This is a genomic window from Nonomuraea sp. NPDC050786 (assembly GCF_040654115.1).
In the GTDB taxonomy this organism is placed as follows: Bacteria; Actinomycetota; Actinomycetes; order Streptosporangiales; family Streptosporangiaceae; genus Nonomuraea.
Genome location: NZ_JBFAHJ010000065.1, coordinates 1 through 18,397 on the forward strand (window position 1 = coordinate 1; position 18,397 = coordinate 18,397).

Here is an 18,397-nt window from a genome sequence, read left to right on the forward strand (position 1 = left end):
GAGAACCTGCTGGTGCTGGCGGGCCAGGATCCGCCGCGCCGCTGGAGCCAGCCGGTCAAGCTGGTGGACGTGGCCCGCGCCTCCCTGTCGGAGGTGGAGAACTACGAGCGGGTCGTCCTGGAGGTCCCCGAGGGCGTCTCCATCGCCGGCCAGGCCGTCAACGACGTCATCCACCTGCTCGCCGAGCTGATCGAGAACGCCTTGTCGTTCTCGCCCCGCGAGACCCGCGTGCCGGTCTCCGGCAGCAGGATCGACGGCGGCGGCATCATGCTCTCCATCAGCGACTCCGGCATCGGCATGACGCAGGAGGAGCTTGCCGAGGCCAACCAGCGGCTGATGGACGCCCCCACCGTGGACGTGTCCGTCTCCCGCCGCATGGGCCTGTTCGTGGTCGCCAGGCTGGCGCACCGGCACGGCATCAGGGTGCAGCTGCGCCCGCACGGCACGGGCGGCCTGACCGCGATGGTGCTCATCCCCGAGTCGCTGCTGGGGGCGGCGCCGTCGTACGCCGGCTCCACGCCCGCCAACCAGCCGGCCCAGGAGGCGTTCCCCACGCCGCAGCCGGCCTCGGCCAGTCCATGGCCGTCCGGGGGCTACCAGATGGGTCCGGGGCACCCCTCCTACCCCAGCAACGCGCACCCCTCATATCCGTCGTACCCGTCGGAGCCGGTGCCGAGCGGCGTCTGGCCGTCGGCCCCGCAGTGGCCGGCCGAGCAGCCGAACTGGATGGCCTCGAATGAGGCCGCCTCGGACGTCTGGGTCTCCTCGCGCGCGCCGATGACCGGAGAGACCGCGCTGCCCAAGCGCGGCGCCCTGCCCGACGACCCGCGGCCCTGGTCGCGCGCCGCCGAGAAGGGTCTGCCCCCGCAGCAGCGCTACGACTTCCCCGAGACCGAATCGGCCGCGACGGGCCCGATCCCCGCGGTGAAGCCGGCCTCGGCGGGGGACGAGTACCTGCCGATCTTCGCCTCGGTCGAATCGGCCTGGTTCGACCACGGTGTCGAGAGCGGCGCGACCTGGGGCTCCGCCAAGGCCGACGCCGGCTGGAGCGCCGCCCAGGCCGTGGTCGAGCCGGTTCGTGACGGCTCGACGGCAGCCGGTCTGCCCAAGCGGGTGCCTAAGGCGAACCTGGTGCCCGGCTCCGCCGACACCGTGTCGGCCCCGAAGGGGGTCGCGCCCACGCCGTCGGTCTCGCCGGAACGGGTACGCAGCCGGCTCTCCAGCTTCCAGCAGGGCTTCCGCGCCGCGCGCGATGACATCAGCGAGGGCAGGACGTACGGGTCCGGCTCCAGGAGTGACGGTACGGAGGGCGCATGAGCGAGCAACGCGAGCGGCCGATCAAAGAGAGCCGACTGTCGTTCATGCGGAAGGAGGGCGTATGAACGATCTGAGCCATGCGGCACGCGGGGTGGACTGGCTGATCACCGACTTCGTCAGCACCGTTCCGGGGGTCGCGCACGCGGTGGTCGTCTCGTCCGACGGGTTGCCGCTGGCGGCTTCGTCGGGTTTCCCGGCCGACCGGGCCGATCAGCTGGCTGCGATCGCGTCGGGCCTGGTGAGCCTGACGCAGGGGGCTGCCAGGGTGTTCGAGGGCGGTGCGGTCAACCAGACGATCGTGGAGATGCAGCACGGGCTGATGCTCACCATGTCGATCAGCGACGGCTCGTGCCTCGCGGTGCTGGCGGCCCCGGACTGTGACATGGGGCTGGTGGCGTACCAGATGACGCTGATGGTTGATCGCGCCGGTCAGGTGCTGACTCCGGCTGTGCGGGCCGAACTGCGCGCCAGCCAGACCAGGTGATGTAAGTGACAGACCCCAGATGGAACAGCGGCGGCTGGGACTCCCATAACAGCGGTGCTTGGGACTCCCAGAACAGCGGGAGCTGGCAGCCACCACCGCCGAGCTGGCAGCCTCCTCCCACACCGCCTCCCACCAGCGCCGACCCCGCCTCGCCGGTACGGCCCTACGCCGTCACGGGCGGGCGTACCGCGCCCAAGGTCAAGCTGGCCATGGAGGCACTGGTGTCCTCGGCGACCGCCGAGCACCGGGAGTTCTCGCACATCACCCCCGAGTACAAAGCGATCAGCCAGCTGTGCCTGCAGGTCAGGTCGGTGGCCGAGGTCTCGGCGCTGTTGCGGATCCCGCTCGGTGTGGTGCGTGTTCTGATCGCGGATATGGCGGCGGAAGGCCTCGTTCGGGTGCATCAGCCGCAGCTGGATGCGGGTAGGCCGGACGTCAACCTGCTGGAAAGGGTGCTCAGTGGACTTCGCAGGCTCTAGCCCCGGTTTGACCTCGACGAAGATCGTGGTCGCCGGCGGATTCGGGGTGGGCAAGACGACGTTCGTCGGCGCGGTGTCGGAGATCATGCCGTTGACGACGGAGGCCGTCATGACCGACGCCTCCAAGGGCATCGACGACCTGGGCATGACGCCGCTGAAGTCGACCACGACCGTTGCCATGGACTTCGGTCGCGTCTCGCTCGACCGCGACCTGATCCTTTACCTGTTCGGCACGCCCGGACAGCACCGGTTCTGGTTCATGTGGGACGACCTGGTACGCGGCGCGATCGGCGCGGTCGTGCTCGTGGACACGCGCCGTCTCGCCGACAGCTTCCCGGCGATCGACTACTTCGAGGAGGCCCAGCTGCCGTTCATCGTGGGGGTGAACGGATGGGACGGCGTCTACGCGCACAGCGACGCCGAGGTGCGCGACGCGCTCACCCTGGCGCCGCACATCCCGATGGTGCGCCTCGACGCCCGCTCCAAGGACTCGGTCAAGAGCGCGCTGATCAACCTGGTCGAGCACGCTCTCACGGTCCGCATGGCCGTGCCAGGCTGGAGCGGCTAGCGGAGCGGATAGGCTGGAGTCTTAGACGTTCATTCGCTTCGAGGACTGGCCAACCACGTGTTCGAGACGCTTTCCGACCGGTTGACATCGGTCTTCTCCTCCCTCAGGTCCAAAGGCCGGCTGTCCGATGCCGACATCGACGCCACCACCCGCGAGATCCGCATCGCCCTGCTGGAGGCCGATGTCGCGCTCCCGGTGGTCAAGGCCTTCGTCGCCCAGGTCAAGGAGCGTGCCCGCGGCGCCGAGGTCTCCCAGGCGCTCAACCCGGCGCAGCAGGTCGTCAAGATCGTCAATGACGAGCTGATCGCGATCCTCGGCGGCGAGACCCGCAGGCTCCGCTTCGCCAAGACGCCGCCGACCGTCATCATGCTCGCGGGTCTGCAGGGCTCGGGTAAGACGACCCTGGCGGGCAAGCTCGCCAAGTGGCTGCGCGAGCAGGGCCACACGCCCCTGCTCGTCGCCGCCGACCTGCAGCGGCCCAACGCCGTCCAGCAGCTCCAGGTCGTGGGTGAGCGCGCCCAGGTCGCGGTCTACGCACCCGAGCCGGGCAACGGCGTGGGCGACCCGATCGAGGTCGCCCGCAGGTCGGTCGACGAGGCCAAGCGCCTGCAGCACGACATCGTCATCATCGACACCGCCGGCCGCCTGGGCATCGACCAGGAGATGATGAAGCAGGCCGCCGACATCCGCGACGCGGTCTCGCCCGACGAGGTCCTGTTCGTGGTCGACGCCATGATCGGTCAGGACGCCGTCACGACGGCGCAGGCCTTCATGGACGGCGTCGGCTTCGACGGGGTCGTGCTGACCAAGCTCGACGGCGACGCCCGGGGTGGCGCGGCCCTCTCGGTCCGGCACATCACGGGCCGGCCGATCATGTTCGCCTCCATGGGCGAGAAGCTGGAAGACTTCGACGCCTTCCACCCCGACCGGATGGCCTCCCGCATCCTCGACATGGGTGACATCCTCACCCTGATCGAGCAGGCCCAGAAGACGTTCGACGAGGAGCAGGCCGCCAAGATGGCGGGCAAGCTCACCTCGGGCGAGAACTTCACGCTCGAGGACTTCCTCGAGCAGATGATGATGGTCCAGAAGATGGGGCCCATCAAAAACCTGCTGGGCATGATGCCCGGCATGGGGCAGATGCGCGACCAGATCAACTCCATCGACGACCGCGACCTCGACCGCATCGCCGCCATCATCCGCTCGATGACGCCCGGCGAGCGGCAGGACCCCAAGATCATCAACGGCTCGCGCCGGGCCCGCATCGCGGCCGGCTCCGGCGTCTCGGTCACCGCCGTGAGCAACCTCGTCACCCGCTTCTTCGAGGCGCAGAAGATGATGAAGCGGGTGGCGGGCGGCATGGGCATCCCCGGCATGCCGGGCGGTCGTGGCAAGGCGGCCAAGGCGCAGAAGAAGGCCAAGAAGGGGCGGCGCGTCAGCGGCGACCCGCGCAAGGCCGCGCTCGGCAAGGCCCCCGCCGACGCCTCCGCCGCCGAGCCCAAGAAGGGTGGCGTGCTCGGCAACCTCGGTGGCAAGCTGCCGCCGGGCGTGGAGCTGCCGCCGGGCTTCGACCCCTCCAAGCTCCGGCTGCCCGGCCAGAAGTAGAGCGCCGCCGGGACCTCCATCTCCCGGCGGCCCCGCCCTTCCGGCTGTTTCGCCTCCCGGGGGCTCCATCTTCCGGGGCGTGCCGCTGTTCCCCCGGGCCTGTCTTGTGGCCGTTTGAACGGCCGCTGCGCGAGCGATGGCACCTCGGCGCCACGCCCTCGCACGGGCCGCCGCGCGTGGTCGGTCGCCCGCGTCCGTGATGAGGTGTGTCCGGCGGCGTCCACGTTCGTGACGTCGGGTACGAGGTGTTCGGGCGGGAGGCGTTCGGGCGGGAGGCGTTCGGGCGCGAGGCGTTCGGGCACGGACCGCGCGGCGCGCCGTACAGGACGTCAATGGCAGTGCCGTGGATCTGGCACAATGGCATGTTGGAACACCGTGACCAGGCGGGTGCCCTCTCACCTCCCGCCGGACGCGCCTGTCCCTGGAGCGTCGTCCCGTCGTGCCCCACTCGGCGAGATGCCGTTCACCCACGCCCGAATGCAGGAGAGACCACACCAGTGGCAGTCAAGATCAAGCTCAAGCGGCTCGGAATGATCCGCAACGCTCAATACCGCATCGTCGTCGCCGACAGCCGCACCAAGCGTGACGGCCGGGCGATCGAGGAGATCGGCCTGTACCACCCGAAGGAGAACCCTTCGCGCATCGAGGTCAACGCTGAGCGTGCGGCCTACTGGCTGGGTGTCGGCGCGCAGCCGACCGAGCCCGTGCTCAAGCTGCTCAAGCTCACCGGTGACTGGCAGAAGTTCAAGGGCGAGGCAGCTCCGGCGCCCCTGAAGGTCGCCGAGCCCGCGCCCGACCGTCACGCCCTCTACGAGGCCGCGGCCAAGGAGGCGCTGTCCGGTGGCGACACCGGCACGGCCGCCACCACGCCGAAGAAGGCCAAGAAGAAGGAAGAGGCCGAGGCCCCCGCCGAGACCCAGGCCGAGGGCGAGGCCTGACGTGCTCGAGGAGGCTCTCGAGCACCTCGTGAAGGGCATCGTCGAACATCCAGACGATGTCCGGGTCCGCGCACGCCGCATTCGCAGCGGGCGCGTCCTGGAGGTCCGGGTGCACCCCGAGGACCTGGGCAAGGTCATCGGACGCGGCGGGCGCACCGCCAAGGCGCTGCGCACCGTTGTGAACGCCCTGGCCGACGGGAAGTACGTGCGGGTCGATCTGCTCGATCTGCACGAAACAGTCCGTTAGCGTCAGGTTTCCGCGCCCTCATCGGCTCTGACGGCCGATGGGGGCGCTTGCGTTAGGAGTTCACGTTGCAGCTGGTTGTCGGCCGGATCGGCCGTCCACATGGGGTACGCGGTGAGGTGACCGTCGAGGTGCTCACCGACGATCCCGAGCTGCGCTTCGCCGTGGGCGCGTCGATCACGACGGACCCCGGCGACAGGGGGCCGCTCGTCGTCGAGGGCCGCCGCCGGCACAAGGACATCCTGCTGCTGGCGTTCGAGGGCGTCCACGACCGCGACGCGGCGGAGGAGCTGCGGGGCACCATGCTGGTCATCGACTCGGCCGAGGTGGCGCCGTCCGACGACCCCGACGAGTTCCACGATCACGAGCTCATCGGCCTGGCGGTGGAGACCACATCGGGCGAGCCGGTGGGCGAGGTCACCGACGTCCTCCACCACGGCCAGGATCTCCTGGTGGTGCGGCGGAGCGGGGCGGACGAGGCGCTCATCCCGTTCGTCAAGGCCCTGGTGCCCGAGGTCGACCTGGCGGCGGGCCGGTTGGTCGTCGATCCGCCAGAGGGCCTGCTGTGATGCGGCTCGACATCATCACGATCTTCCCCGAGTACTTCGCGCCGCTCGACGTGTCGCTGATCGGCAAGGCCCGCGAGCGCGGCACGCTCGACGTACGCGTGCACCAGCTCCGCGACTGGGCCCACGACGTGCACAAGACCGTGGACGACACCCCCTACGGCGGGGGTCCCGGCATGGTCATGAAGCCCGAGGTGTGGGGCGAGGCCGTCGACGACGTGATCGGCGACGGCGCGCCGCGGCTGATCGTGCCGACGCCGAGCGGGCGGCCGTTCACGCAGGAGCTGGCGCAGGAGCTGGCGGGGGAGCCGTGGCTGCTGTTCGCGTGCGGGCGGTACGAGGGCATCGACTCGCGGGTCATGGCCGAGTACGGCTCGCGGCTGCGCGTGGACGAGGTCAGCATCGGCGACTACGTGCTGGCCGGGGGCGAGGTGGCGGTGCTGGTCATGGTCGAGGCCGTCGGCAGGCTGCTGCCCGGCGTGCTCGGCAACGCCCAGTCGGTCGTGGACGACTCCTTCGCGCCCGGTTCCATGAGGAATCTGGTCGAAGGTCCTGTCTACACCAAGCCGCCCGTCTGGCGGGGGCATGAGGTGCCCGACGTGCTGCTGTCCGGACATCACGGAAAAATCGCCAGATGGCGGCGGGATCAGGCGCTGCGCCGTACCGTGCTGAACAGGCCGGAGCTTGCGGCGGCGCTCGACCCCGAGACGCTCGACAAGCACGACAGAAAGCTCCTGGAGGAGCTCTCGTTTCGCGTCGGGCGCGAAGATATGGCAAACTGAATCGCTGCCAACCTCATGTGGTTGGTTCGTCATGCCCGGGAAACGGTCCCGGGCACACCAGATCAGCAAGCGCGTCCGCCGCGAGCCACGGCCGGGTGGACCTCCGCGTGCTCACGAGGACTTGAGGACAGCTCTCATGCACACGAAGATCCAGGAGCTCGAGAAGGCGACCCTGCGCAGCGACGTGCCGGATTTCCGCCCCGGTGACACGCTCGAGGTCCACGTACGAGTCGTCGAAGGAAACCGCTCCCGTATCCAGGTCTTCAAGGGCTTCGTGCTGCGCAGGCAGGGCAGCGGCGCCCGCGAGACCTTCACGGTCCGCAAGGTCAGCTACGGCGTCGGCGTCGAGCGCACCTTCCCCGTGCACAGCCCGGTCATCGAGAAGATCGCGCTCGTGACCCGCGGCGACGTGCGTCGCGCCAAGCTCTACTACATGCGTGACCTGCGCGGCAAGGCCGCCCGCATCCGCGAGAAGCGCGACACCACGGCCGCGAAGTAACCTGGTCTTTTCCCGATGGCCCGCGCCTTGGCGCGGGCCATTCGGCTTTGCGGGCCGTTTCCTTTATGCGGAGCGACTCGTGCATGGGTGTAACGTCGGTCCGGGCTTGTCGAGCCGACGCATCATCTAGGCTCGTCAGCGATGACTAGCGAGAGCCAGGAGCACGGCGCTGCGCGCCGCCCTGTCGAGGACGAGGTGGACGTGGTCGCCGAAGAGACTCAGAAGCCAGCAAAAGATGGGAAAAAGGAGAAGAAGGGGTCGTTCTGGAAAGAACTTCCCGTTCTTGTCGTCGTCGCACTGGTGCTGGCCCTGATCATCAAGACGTTTGTGGTCCAGGCCTTCTACATTCCGTCGGAGTCGATGGAGAACACCCTGCTGAAAAACGACAGGGTCCTGGTCAACAAGCTCGTCTACCACACCCGTGACATCGAGCGCGGCGACGTGGTGGTGTTCTCGGGCGTCGACTCCTGGGACGGCGAGTTCCAGATGGAGGAGCCGTCCAACCCGGTCTCGGGATTCTTCCGGTGGGTCGGCACGGCGTTCGGCCTCGTGCCCGGCGAGAAGGACTACATCAAGCGGGTCATCGGCGTCGGGGGCGACCACGTCAAGTGCTGCGACTCCAAGGGGCGCATCACGGTCAACGGCACGCCCATCGACGAGGAGAGCTATCTCTATCCGGGCAACGTGCCGTCCGACAGGTTCTTCGACATCACGGTGCCGGACGGGCGGCTGTGGGTGATGGGCGACCACCGGTCGGTCTCGCTCGACTCCCGCTCCCACACCGGTGACGCCGGTGGGGGCTCCATCCCGGTGAGTCAGGTCGTCGGGCGCGCCTTCGTGATCGTCTGGCCCTTCAATCGGGCGACCTCGATCGACATTCCCGACACGTTCGCGCAACCGGCGCTTCAGGCGCTCGGAGATTCCGTGCCGATGCTCGCCGGGTTCGCGTTCGCCGTACCCTTGATCCTGGTGCGTCGCCGCTGGCTCGGCAGGAGGCGTTGATGGCCGTCACCAAGAAGGCGGAGGGCGTGGGGAAAGAGAAGAAGAAGGGCGGTTTCCGCGAGACCGTCCTGCTGCTGGTGCTGGGCGTGGGCATCGCGCTGCTGCTGCAGGCGTTCGTGATCGGCTCTTTCTACATTCCGTCGGAGTCGATGGAGAACACTCTGCTGATCAACGACCGGGTCTTCGTCAACAAGCTCGCGGGCAAGCCCGAGCGCGGCGACATCGTGGTGTTCAAGGGCTGGACCACCGGCGAGGACACCATCAAGCGGGTCATCGGCGTCGGCGGCGACAAGGTGGTGTGCTGCGACTCCAAGAAGCGCATCACCGTCAACGGCACCCCGCTGGACGAGCAGTCCTACCTCTTCCCCAATGATTACGCTTCCGGCGATAAGTTCAACGTCACGGTGCCCGCGGGCAAGCTCTGGCTCATGGGCGACCACCGCAGCGCCTCGGCCGACTCGCGGGCACACATGGACGAGCCCGGGGGCGGGTTCATCTCGGAGAACGACGTGATCGGCAAGGCCGTGGTGCGCTACTGGCCGCTGTCGCGGGGCTATCTCTTCTCCCGTCCTGACACCTTCGACAAGGTCAAGTAGCGGTCGCTTCCGGTCGCGGTTCGCGGCGTATGGGGCGTACGCTGCCTCTGTCATGACAGTTGCGTTCCGCCCCCGACCGAGTGTCGTCCGGCGCGATTCCGGGCTCTACGCCTATGAGCGGGCGCTCGCCCGCCGCGGCCTCACCCCCATCGCGGGCGTCGACGAGGCCGGCCGCGGCGCCTGCGCGGGGCCGCTCGTCGTCGCGGCCGTGATCCTGCGCAGGCAGATCGACGGCCTCGGCGACTCGAAGCTGCTGAGCCCGGCGGTGCGCGAGCGCCTCTACGACCAGATCGTGCGCGTCTCCCACGTCGGACTCGTGATCATCCCGCCGGGGGAGATCGACGCTAAAGGTCTGCACAAATGCAACGTTTCAGGAATGCGGCGCGCTGTCGCACAGTTGCCCTGTGATCCGGAGTACATCTTGACGGACGGCTTCCCGGTGCCCGGGCTGCCGGCGCCGTCGCTGGCCGTGTGGAAGGGGGACCAGGTGGCCGCGTGCGTGGCGGCCGCGTCGATCGTGGCCAAGGTGACCCGAGACCGCCTCATGGTCACGCTCGACGAGCGCTACCCGCAGTACGGCTTCGCGGAGCACAAGGGGTATGTCACACCAGGACATCGGCTGGCGCTGGAAACGCACGGTCCGTGTCCTGATCACCGTTACTCCTTCGTCACGGTGGCGAGGGAGATGGGTGAAAATGAAATGGGGGCCGGGGTTGCCTGACCAGGCAAACCGGGGGACCGGTACGACAGGAGGACCGCGATGAGCGCAGAGGATCTCGAAAAGTACGAAACCGAGATGGAGCTGCAGCTTTACCGCGAATACCGGGATGTCGTCGGTTTGTTCACATACGTGGTGGAGACTGAGCGGCGGTTCTACCTGACCAACTCGGTCGATCTGGACGTCCGTACCGCGGAGAACGGCGATGTCTTCTTCGACGTGAAGATGCAGGACGCCTGGGTGTGGGACATGTATCGACCGGCGCGATTCGTCAAGAACGTGCGGGTGGTCACGTTCAAGGACGTGAACGTGGAGGAGTTGGCCAAGGCCGACCTGGAGATGCCCAAGGAGGGCTTCTCGGGGTAAGCGCCCCGGCTGCTCGAACTTCCGCCCTGGGGGACGCCTCCACGCTCTCCCGGCGGCCTTTCACCTGCCTCGCGAGGCTTCTCTAACATGCTGTGCTGCCGTCGCTCTCCGTGTAGATCATGTCACTGAGCGGCGTGGTGCTAGACTTGAATCATTCAATCTCTTGTATCATTCGTGTTCATGAAGTCAGGTACGGCGTCATGACGGCGCCCACCTCTCCGAACACTGCCGAGGAGCTGCGCGAGGCGGGCCTGCGGGTGACGGCCGCCCGTGTCGCGCTGCTCGAGACCGTCCGGGACGGTGACCACCTCGATGTCGAGGCGATCGCCTCCGGGGTGCGCGAACGCGTAGGTCATGTCTCACTTCAAGCCGTGTACGAGGCGCTCCACGCGCTCACCGCGGCGGGGCTCGTACGCCGCATCGAACCGTCCGGCAGCCCGGCCCGGTTCGAGGGACGCGTCGGGGACAACCACCATCATGTCGTGTGCCGGTCGTGCGGCGTCGTCGCCGACGTCGACTGCGCGGTCGGCCATGCGCCCTGCCTGACCGCGTCCGACGACCACGGCTTCACGATCGACGAGGCCGAGGTCATCTACTGGGGCCTGTGCCCCGACTGTTCCGCCGCACTCACTTCCTGAGCACCCCGTGATCCGCATAGCCCGGAGGGATTCCCATGTCCGAAAACCATGACGCAATCGTCACAGACGCGAAGACGGAGGGCGGAGACGGTTGCCCGGTCGCGCACGCGCGCGCCCCGCACCCGACTCAGGGCGGTGGGAACCGCCAGTGGTGGCCGGAGCGGCTCAATCTGAAGATCCTCGCCAAGAACCCCGCCGTGGCCAATCCCCTCGGTGAGGAGTTCGACTACGCGGAGGCGTTCAAGAGCCTCGACCTGCCGGCCGTGAAGCGGGACATCGCGGAGGTGCTGACGACCTCGCAGGACTGGTGGCCGGCCGACTTCGGACACTACGGCCCGTTCATCATCCGGATGGCGTGGCACAGCGCGGGGACGTACCGGATCAGCGACGGCCGCGGCGGCGCCGGGGCGGGCCAGCAGCGCTTCGCGCCCCTCAACAGCTGGCCGGACAACGGCAACCTCGACAAGGCCCGCCGGCTGCTGTGGCCGGTCAAGAAGAAGTACGGCCAGAAGCTCTCCTGGGCCGACCTCATGATCCTGGCCGGCAACGTCGCCCTGGAGTCGATGGGCTTCAGGACCTTCGGCTTCGCCGGCGGCCGTGCGGACGTCTGGGAGCCCGACGAGGACGTTTACTGGGGCCCCGAGACCACCTGGCTCGGTGACGAGCGCTACACCGGTGACAGGGAGCTGGAGAACCCGCTGGGCGCGGTCCAGATGGGCCTCATCTACGTCAACCCGGAGGGCCCGAACGGCAACCCGGACCCGCTCGCCGCGGCCCGTGACATCCGTGAGACGTTCCGCCGGATGGCGATGAACGACGAGGAGACGGTCGCCCTGATCGCGGGCGGCCACACGTTCGGCAAGACCCACGGTGCGGGCCCGGCCGACCACGTCGGCCCCGACCCCGAGGCTGCCCCGATCGAGGAGCAGGGCCTCGGCTGGCGCAACTCCTTCGGCACCGGCAAGGGCGGAGACACGATCACCAGCGGTCTCGAGGGCATCTGGACGAACACCCCGACCACCTGGGACAACAGCTTCTTCGAGATCCTGTTCGGCTACGAGTGGGAGCTCTTCAAGAGCCCCGCGGGCGCGCACCAGTGGCGGCCGAAGGACGGCGCCGGAGCCGGCACCGTCCCCGACGCGCACGACCCGTCGAAGAGCCACGCCCCGACGATGCTGACGACCGACCTCTCGCTCCGGTTCGACCCGATCTACGAGCAGATCTCGCGGCGCTTCCTCGAGAACCCCGACGAGTTCGCGGACGCCTTCGCCCGCGCGTGGTTCAAGCTGACCCACCGCGACATGGGCCCGGTCGCCCGCTACCTCGGCCCCGAGGTCCCGGCGGAGACGCTGCTGTGGCAGGACCCGCTCCCCGCGGTGACGCACGAGCTCGTCGACGCTGAGGACATCGCCTCGCTCAAGAGCCAGATCCTCGCCTCGGGCCTGTCGGTGTCCGAGCTGGTGTCCACCGCGTGGGCCTCGGCCTCGTCCTTCCGCGGCAGCGACAAGCGCGGCGGCGCCAACGGTGCCCGCATCCGCCTCCAGCCGCAGAGCGGGTGGGAGGTCAACGACCCCGACCGGCTGGCGACGGTGCTGGGCGCCCTGGAGGGGATCCAGAAGGCGTTCAACGGCGCCCAGGTGGGCGGCAAGCAGGTCTCGCTCGCCGACGTGATCGTCCTCGCCGGCGGCGCGGCCGTCGAGAAGGCCGCCAAGGACGCCGGCTTCGACGTCCAGGTGCCCTTCACGCCGGGTCGCGTGGACGCCTCGCAGGAGGAGACCGACGTGGAGTCGTTCGCCGCGCTCGAGCCGGTCGCCGACGGGTTCCGCAACTACCTCGGCAAGGGCAACCGCCTGCCTGCCGAGTACCTGCTGCTCGACCGGGCGAACCTGCTGACCCTGAGCGCCCCCGAGATGACGGTCCTCGTCGGTGGACTTCGCGTCCTGGGCGCGAACCACCGGCAGTCGCCGGTCGGCGTCTTCACCACGACGCCCGGGGCCCTGACCAACGACTTCTTCGTCAACCTGCTCGACCTGGGCACGACGTGGAAGTCGACGTCCGAGGACGCCAACACGTTCGAGGGCCGCGACGCCGCCACGGGCGAGGTCAAGTGGACCGGCAGCCGGGTCGACCTGGTCTTCGGGTCGAACTCCGAGCTGCGCGCGCTCGCTGAGGTCTACGCGAGCGACGATGCGAAGGAGAAGTTCGTGAACGACTTCGTCGCGGCGTGGGTCAAGGTCATGAACCTGGACCGGTTCGACCTCGTGTGATCATGACGTCCAGGCCGGCCCGCGCCGGCCGGCCTGGGTTGTCCACAACCGAGGGGCAAGCCCGACCCGCTCATCCCCAGAACGTCGTTCGGCCCCTTCTCCGCCACCCCTCATCCGCGAAGGTCAGTGCCTGACCAGGAGCGGACCCGATGGAGGGGGCACATGGCCGCGAAGCAGGACCTCGGCAAACAGGGCGAACAGGTGGCCGTGACCTACCTGGAGGCCGAGGGGATGAAGATAATCGGCCGTAACTGGCGCTGCCGCCACGGTGAGATCGACATCATCGCCGAAGACGGCCCCGACCTCGTCGTCGTCGAGGTCAAGACCCGATCGGGCAGATCCCACGGCACCGCCCTGGAGTCCGTGAGCCGGGCCAAGCTGGCCCGGCTGCGGATGCTCGCCGCCAGATGGCTGGCCACGCAGCCGCGCACGTTCGACGCCGTACGGGTGGATGTGATCGCCCTCGAGCGCTTCGCCGGTGACTTCGCCCTCAAGCACGTACGGGGGGCGAGCTAGATGGCCGTGGCCCGCACCCGCAGCGTAGCCGTCGTCGGAGTCACGGGCCGCGTCGTCGAGGTCGAGGCCGACGTGGGCAACGGCCTGGCGGGCATCCACCTCATCGGCCTGCCCGACACGGCGCTCAGCGAGGCCCGCGACCGGGTCAGATCCGCCACGGTCAACAGCGGCTACCCCTGGCCGGACGCCCGCATCATCGTCAGCCTCTTCCCGGCCAGCCTCCCCAAGCGGGGCTCGCAGTTCGATCTGGCCGTGGCGGTGGCGATCCTGAGCGCCGCCGGAGTGATTCCCGCCGAACGCATCGCGGAGCCGTTCTTCCTGGGCGAGCTCGGCCTCGACGGCCGCATCCGGCCCGTACGCGGCGTGCTGCCCTCCATCCTCGGCGCGGCCGAGCACGGGGAGGTCACCGTCGTCGTCCCCTCGGGAAACTCAGCCGAGGCCGGCCTCGTGCCCAACGTCAAGGTGGTCCCGGTGTCCCACCTGCGCCAGCTCGTGGAGTGGCTGCGCAAGGGAGAGGAAGCCCCGGAGCCTCGGGCCGAGGAGGGCGCGGAGCCGCTCAGGGCCGCCATCGACCCGTCGGTGGACCTGGCGGACGTGGTCGGCCAGCCGGTCGCCCGCCGGGCCCTTGAGGTGTGCGCCGCAGGCGGCCACAACCTGTGGATGCTCGGCCCGCCGGGCACCGGCAAGACCATGCTGGCCGAGCGCCTGCCCACCCTCCTGCCGGACCTGGAGCTCGACCATGCCCTAGAGGTCACGGCCATCCACTCGGTCGCGGGCGTCCTGCCGCCGAACGCCCCCATGATGAGCAGACCCCCGTTCGTCGCCCCGCACCATACGGCGACGTCGGCCGCGATCATCGGCGGCGGCAGCGCGACCGTGCGCCCCGGGGCGGTCTCCCTCGCCCACAGGGGCGTGCTCTTCCTGGACGAGGCCCCGGAGTTCCCCCGCCACGTGCTCGACGCGCTGCGGCAGCCGCTGGAGTCCGGCCGCGTGACGGTCTCCCGATCGGCGGGCTCGGTCACGTTCCCGGCGAGGTTCATGCTGGTGCTGGCGGCCAACCCCTGCCCCTGCGCCCAATCGGAGGACCAGGGCGAGAGCTGCAAGTGCACCCCCACGATCAGGCGCCGCTACCTGGGCAGGCTCTCCGGCCCGCTGCTCGACCGCATCGACATGAAGGTCACCGTGGCCCGCTCGTCCAGACGCGAGCTCCTGGCCGACCGCCAGTTCGTGGAGCCGAGCAAGACGGTGGCCGAACGCGTGCTCGTGGCCCGCGAACGGGCCGCCGGACGCCTGGCCGGCACCCCTTGGCGGACCAACGCCGAGATCCCCTCTGCCCTCCTCCATTCCGACTACCGCCCGTCCGGTGAGGCCATGAAGCCCATGACGTCCTGCCTGGACTCGGGCGCGCTCACCGCCCGCGGCCTGGACCGGGTCGTACGCGTGGCCTGGACGCTCGCGGACCTGGCCGGCAAGGACGCCCCGGAGCAGGACGAGACCAACGCCGCACTCGGCTTCTGGCTCGGGGTGCAGTCATAACGCCGACACCCGCTTCCGGAGGGTCATGACGCCGACGCCCTCTTCCGGGGTGGCGTCATGACCCCGACACCCACCACCTCCCCCGCCGTCCCTCTGAAGCGCCGCTCACCGCCCTGTTCGGCTCGCGTCGCAGTCCGCACGGCCTCCAGTCCCGCACCCCTTTAGGAGCTCTCATGTCCACCCCAGCCGGGACCAGCATCAGCAGCAGCACCACCACCACCAGCACCACCATCACCGCCGCCGACACTGTGGCCTCCAGGGACGCTTCCACCGGGACCGGCGCAGGCACTGGCACCACGCCCACCACTCAGGCCGAGGCTGCGGCGAGAGCCGCTCTCATGAGGGCCGCCGACGTCGGAGACCCCATCATGGGCCGCCTGGTGCTGCAGTACGGTGCACCGGCGGCAGTGGAGGCGATCCGCACACGTATCCTGCCGCCCGAGTTCGTCGCCCAGGAGGCCCAGCGAGCTCGTGAGGCCCAGCAGGGCCGCCCACCCGACCTGACCGCCCGCGTGAACGCCTGGCACGCCCGCCTGACGGCCGCCAACCCGGCGGCAGACCTCGAAGCCGGGGAGAAGTCGGGAGCAAGACTGATCATTCCCGGCAGCCCCGAATGGCCCACCCAACTGGACCAACTAGGCCAGGGCCGCCCGCTGGGCCTGTGGCTCCACGGCACCGCCGACCTCCGCTTCTCCTGCCTCAAATCCGTCGCGGTGGTGGGGGCCAGAGCCGCGACCGCGTACGGCGCCCACGTCGCTGCCGAGTTCGGCGTCGGTCTCAGTGAGTCAGGCTGGACCGTGGTGTCGGGAGGCGCTTTCGGCGTGGACGGCGCGGTCCACCGAGGCGCCCTGGCAGGCGGCTCACCGACGGTGGTCGTTCTGGCCTGCGGGGTGGACGTCTGCTACCCGGCGGATCACGACACGTTGTTCGCCGCTGTCAGAGACCAGGGCGTCGTGATCAGCGAGTGCCCACCCGGTGTCCATCCCACCCGGGCCCGCTTCCTGATCAGAAACCGCCTGATAGCCGCCCTGTCGCGAGGCACGGTGGTGGTGGAGGCGGCCCTGCGCAGTGGCGCACTCAACACAGCCGCCCACGCCCTGTCCCTCAACAGGCATCTGGGTGCGGTCCCCGGCCCGATCACGTCAGGCATGTCGGCCGGCTGCCACAAACTCCTCCGCGAACGCAAAGCCGTATGCGTCACCTCGCCAGAGGAGATGATCGACCTCGTAGGCGTCATCGGCGACGACCTGGCCACTCAGACCCGCCCTCCCGCGGTCCCCAGAGACAAACTCAACGAGACCACCCGCAAGGTCCTGGACGCGATCCCGTCCCGCGGCGGCGCAGGCCCCGCGTCCATCGCCGTCGCCGCAGGCGTAAGCCTGGACACCGCCTTGAGCGCCCTGGGCGGGCTGGCGGCCGCAGGCTACATCGAGCGAACCACGAGCGGCTGGCGCCTGCGGAAACAGACGGCCTCCTACCGCAAGGCCCCGGATTCCGCCTTCCTGGAACCGCCGCCCACCCCGGAGCCCGACCCGACCGACGAACCCCCGTTCCCGGACGACGACTTCCGCGCCTAGAGACGGCTCGGTCTTACCCGGGGGAGTGCTGTTGCGCACAGGCCAGATGCCGAAGAGGACATCCGGCTGCCTCCGTCGTAGGAACTCGGGCCAGCGCTGGGACCCTGAGCAGGAAGGACCGCGACAAAGTCGGGGTCACGGGTCGCCCATTCGCTCCGCCGGCCACCACTCGAGCGGCACACTGTGTTTGCGGCCATCGTTCTGGTCTCCTTCGGTCTCGACCTAGGCCCTCGAAGGACCAAGCGATGGCCGTCCCCGTTTCCGCCGTCATGCCTGTGACCAGCTCAAACGCGTACATCGCTCCCGCGGACGCCACCTCGGCCCTGAAAATCGGTGGATTTGCAGACGAGGCTGCAAAGACCAGGTTCCTCGACCTCCATCGGCGCGCCTTCGACTGGCTCTGGCCCGGGACTGCCGGCAGGCGGGCGTGCCGACCGCGTTCGGTGCCACACGTGTCTACCGCGCGGACCGAAGCCACTGCGCGCCGATGTGCTGTTGCCAAGGGCGGGCGGGAACGCCCTCATGCGACACCGCTATATCCGGACGCTCGGCGACCATCAGCCATTGATCGCCGTCGGCGCGGTCAGATGTGGGGCTTTGGGGAGGCGCGGTCGGTGCGAGGCGACGTGGGCTGCGTGGCGATTGTGGCCCCACGAGGTGGCGATTGCGCGGCGATTGCGGGTCGTGTGGGCTCCAGCTGCTGCTGGCAAGGATGCTTCTTTTGACGGCTCCCTGCCTGAAGGCGGGGATTTCTGGCTCACGCTGCCTGACGGTCCTGCGGACTGTCGGGTCTTACGCGATCGGCACCAGCCGGGTTCAGACCAGCCCGGACCAGCATCACGCGTGCGGAGTTCTTGTCCCGGCAAGAGACGGCTCCGCATGCGGTGCAGGTGTAGGTACGTTCGTAAAGAGGTAGTGCGTGCTTGGTTCTCGCTCCGCACGGTGCGCATTCGGTGGTGGTGTGCGCCGGGTGCACGAGCCGGACGTCCCGGCCGTGTTTGCGGTCCATCTCGATGAGGGCGCGCTGGGTGGCGCCGATGGCCGCGTCGGCGGCCTTGCGCGCCATGCTCGACTTGGCCAGGAACGTGGGTTTGAAGTCTTCCACCGCGAGCGCGTCATGGTCGCGCACGACGCGTTTGGCCCACTTGCGGCCGGTGTCTTCCCGCTGGCGGGCGACCTTCTTGTACTGCTTGGCGCGCAGCTTCTTCGCCTGGCGGTAGCCCTGGGAGCCGGGCTGTCCTTTGGCGGGCTTGCGGCGGGCCATCATCTTGTCGTAGCGGCCCAGCTTGGTCTGGGCCTTCTTGCCGTATTCGGGGTGCGGCAGGTCATGGTCGTCGCTGGTGGTGGTCGCGGTCTGGGTCACGCCCCAGTCGATGCCGATCACCCGCCCGGTCTCCGGCAGCGGCTGTACCTGGGCGGGGGCGACGAACGAGCAGTACCAGTGGCCGAGGCTGTCGCGGTACACGCGCACCGGCGACGGCTCGCCGGGCAGATCGCGGGACCACACCACGGTCGGCACGATCCCGCCCGCCAGGTGCAGGCGGCCGTCCTTGATGCCGAAGCCGCGTCGGGTGTAGTTCAGGCTCGGGTGGGCCAGGTTCTGCTTCTTGAAGCGCGGCATCCCGGCCCGCTGCCGGACCGGCAGGCGTTCGGCGATGTCCTTGAGGGCTTTGGCGCGGGATCTGCCGAAGTCCCGGAT

General features: G+C 69.2%; 20 protein-coding genes. 19 read left to right on the top strand and 1 reads right to left on the bottom strand.

Annotated features, from left to right (window positions below):
- The 19 genes from AB0H84_RS53005 to dprA form a co-directional block, all read left to right on the top strand.
- Window positions 1-1,317 (top strand): ATP-binding protein (locus AB0H84_RS53005; protein WP_357622302.1); only part of this gene is annotated, 1,317 nt, incomplete at its 5' end.
- Window positions 1,318-1,378: 61 nt separating this feature from the next.
- Window positions 1,379-1,801 (top strand): roadblock/LC7 domain-containing protein, encoded by a 423-nt coding sequence (locus tag AB0H84_RS53010; RefSeq protein ID WP_357622305.1) that lies wholly within the window; start codon window positions 1,379-1,381, stop codon window positions 1,799-1,801.
- A 5-nt stretch (window positions 1,802-1,806) separates the two neighbouring features.
- Window positions 1,807-2,280: a DUF742 domain-containing protein gene (locus tag AB0H84_RS53015; protein WP_357622308.1), complete on the top strand. Its 474-nt coding sequence runs from the start codon at window positions 1,807-1,809 to the stop codon at window positions 2,278-2,280.
- A 7-nt stretch (window positions 2,281-2,287) separates the two neighbouring features.
- Window positions 2,288-2,848: an ATP/GTP-binding protein gene (locus AB0H84_RS53020; RefSeq protein WP_357622311.1), complete on the top strand. Its 561-nt coding sequence runs from the start codon at window positions 2,288-2,290 to the stop codon at window positions 2,846-2,848.
- 57 nt (window positions 2,849-2,905) lie between these two features.
- A complete protein-coding gene (ffh, locus tag AB0H84_RS53025; RefSeq protein WP_357622314.1) occupies window positions 2,906-4,453 on the top strand; it encodes a signal recognition particle protein in 1,548 nt (515 codons plus the stop codon).
- A 497-nt stretch (window positions 4,454-4,950) separates the two neighbouring features.
- The gene (rpsP, locus tag AB0H84_RS53030; protein ID WP_344986838.1) at window positions 4,951-5,391 is read left to right on the top strand and encodes a 30S ribosomal protein S16; all 441 of its coding nucleotides are present in this window, start codon (window positions 4,951-4,953) and stop codon (window positions 5,389-5,391) included.
- Window position 5,392: 1 nt separating this feature from the next.
- Window positions 5,393-5,638, top strand: coding sequence for an RNA-binding protein (locus tag AB0H84_RS53035; RefSeq protein WP_113699978.1), 246 nt, complete (start codon window positions 5,393-5,395; stop codon window positions 5,636-5,638).
- A 65-nt stretch (window positions 5,639-5,703) separates the two neighbouring features.
- Entirely contained in the window at window positions 5,704-6,204 is a 501-nt protein-coding gene (gene rimM, locus AB0H84_RS53040) for a ribosome maturation factor RimM (RefSeq protein WP_357622317.1), read from the top strand.
- Complete coding sequence (trmD, locus tag AB0H84_RS53045; protein ID WP_357622320.1) at window positions 6,204-6,983, top strand: tRNA (guanosine(37)-N1)-methyltransferase TrmD; 780 nt, start codon at window positions 6,204-6,206, stop codon at window positions 6,981-6,983. Before rimM ends, trmD begins: the two co-directional genes overlap by 1 nt.
- Before the next feature lie 136 nt (window positions 6,984-7,119).
- The gene (gene rplS / locus AB0H84_RS53050; protein ID WP_357622322.1) at window positions 7,120-7,482 is read left to right on the top strand and encodes a 50S ribosomal protein L19; all 363 of its coding nucleotides are present in this window, start codon (window positions 7,120-7,122) and stop codon (window positions 7,480-7,482) included.
- Window positions 7,483-7,623: 141 nt separating this feature from the next.
- Window positions 7,624-8,484, top strand: coding sequence for a signal peptidase I (gene lepB / locus AB0H84_RS53055; protein WP_357622325.1), 861 nt, complete (start codon window positions 7,624-7,626; stop codon window positions 8,482-8,484).
- Complete coding sequence (gene lepB / locus AB0H84_RS53060) at window positions 8,484-9,080, top strand: signal peptidase I (protein WP_357622328.1); 597 nt, start codon at window positions 8,484-8,486, stop codon at window positions 9,078-9,080. The genes lepB (AB0H84_RS53055) and lepB (AB0H84_RS53060) overlap by 1 nt, the downstream gene beginning before the upstream one ends.
- A 52-nt stretch (window positions 9,081-9,132) precedes the next feature.
- Entirely contained in the window at window positions 9,133-9,801 is a 669-nt protein-coding gene (locus AB0H84_RS53065) for a ribonuclease HII (protein ID WP_357622331.1), read from the top strand.
- Between the two features lie 39 nt (window positions 9,802-9,840).
- Window positions 9,841-10,164, top strand: a complete 324-nt coding sequence (locus tag AB0H84_RS53070; RefSeq protein ID WP_026215037.1) for a DUF2469 domain-containing protein — start codon at window positions 9,841-9,843, stop codon at window positions 10,162-10,164.
- Between the two features lie 200 nt (window positions 10,165-10,364).
- A complete protein-coding gene (locus AB0H84_RS53075; protein ID WP_357622334.1) occupies window positions 10,365-10,802 on the top strand; it encodes a Fur family transcriptional regulator in 438 nt (145 codons plus the stop codon).
- A gap of 35 nt (window positions 10,803-10,837) precedes the next feature.
- Window positions 10,838-13,069: a catalase/peroxidase HPI gene (katG, locus tag AB0H84_RS53080; RefSeq protein ID WP_357622337.1), complete on the top strand. Its 2,232-nt coding sequence runs from the start codon at window positions 10,838-10,840 to the stop codon at window positions 13,067-13,069.
- Window positions 13,070-13,231: 162 nt separating this feature from the next.
- A complete protein-coding gene (locus tag AB0H84_RS53085) occupies window positions 13,232-13,585 on the top strand; it encodes a YraN family protein (RefSeq protein ID WP_357622340.1) in 354 nt (117 codons plus the stop codon).
- Complete coding sequence (locus tag AB0H84_RS53090; RefSeq protein ID WP_357622342.1) at window positions 13,586-15,121, top strand: YifB family Mg chelatase-like AAA ATPase; 1,536 nt, start codon at window positions 13,586-13,588, stop codon at window positions 15,119-15,121.
- Between the two features lie 173 nt (window positions 15,122-15,294).
- Window positions 15,295-16,698, top strand: coding sequence for a DNA-processing protein DprA (gene dprA / locus AB0H84_RS53095; protein WP_357622345.1), 1,404 nt, complete (start codon window positions 15,295-15,297; stop codon window positions 16,696-16,698).
- A 757-nt stretch (window positions 16,699-17,455) separates the two neighbouring features.
- Here dprA and AB0H84_RS53100 read toward each other — a convergent pair.
- Window positions 17,456-18,397: transposase (locus AB0H84_RS53100; RefSeq protein ID WP_357622348.1), on the bottom strand; the 942-nt coding region annotated here is incomplete at its 5' end.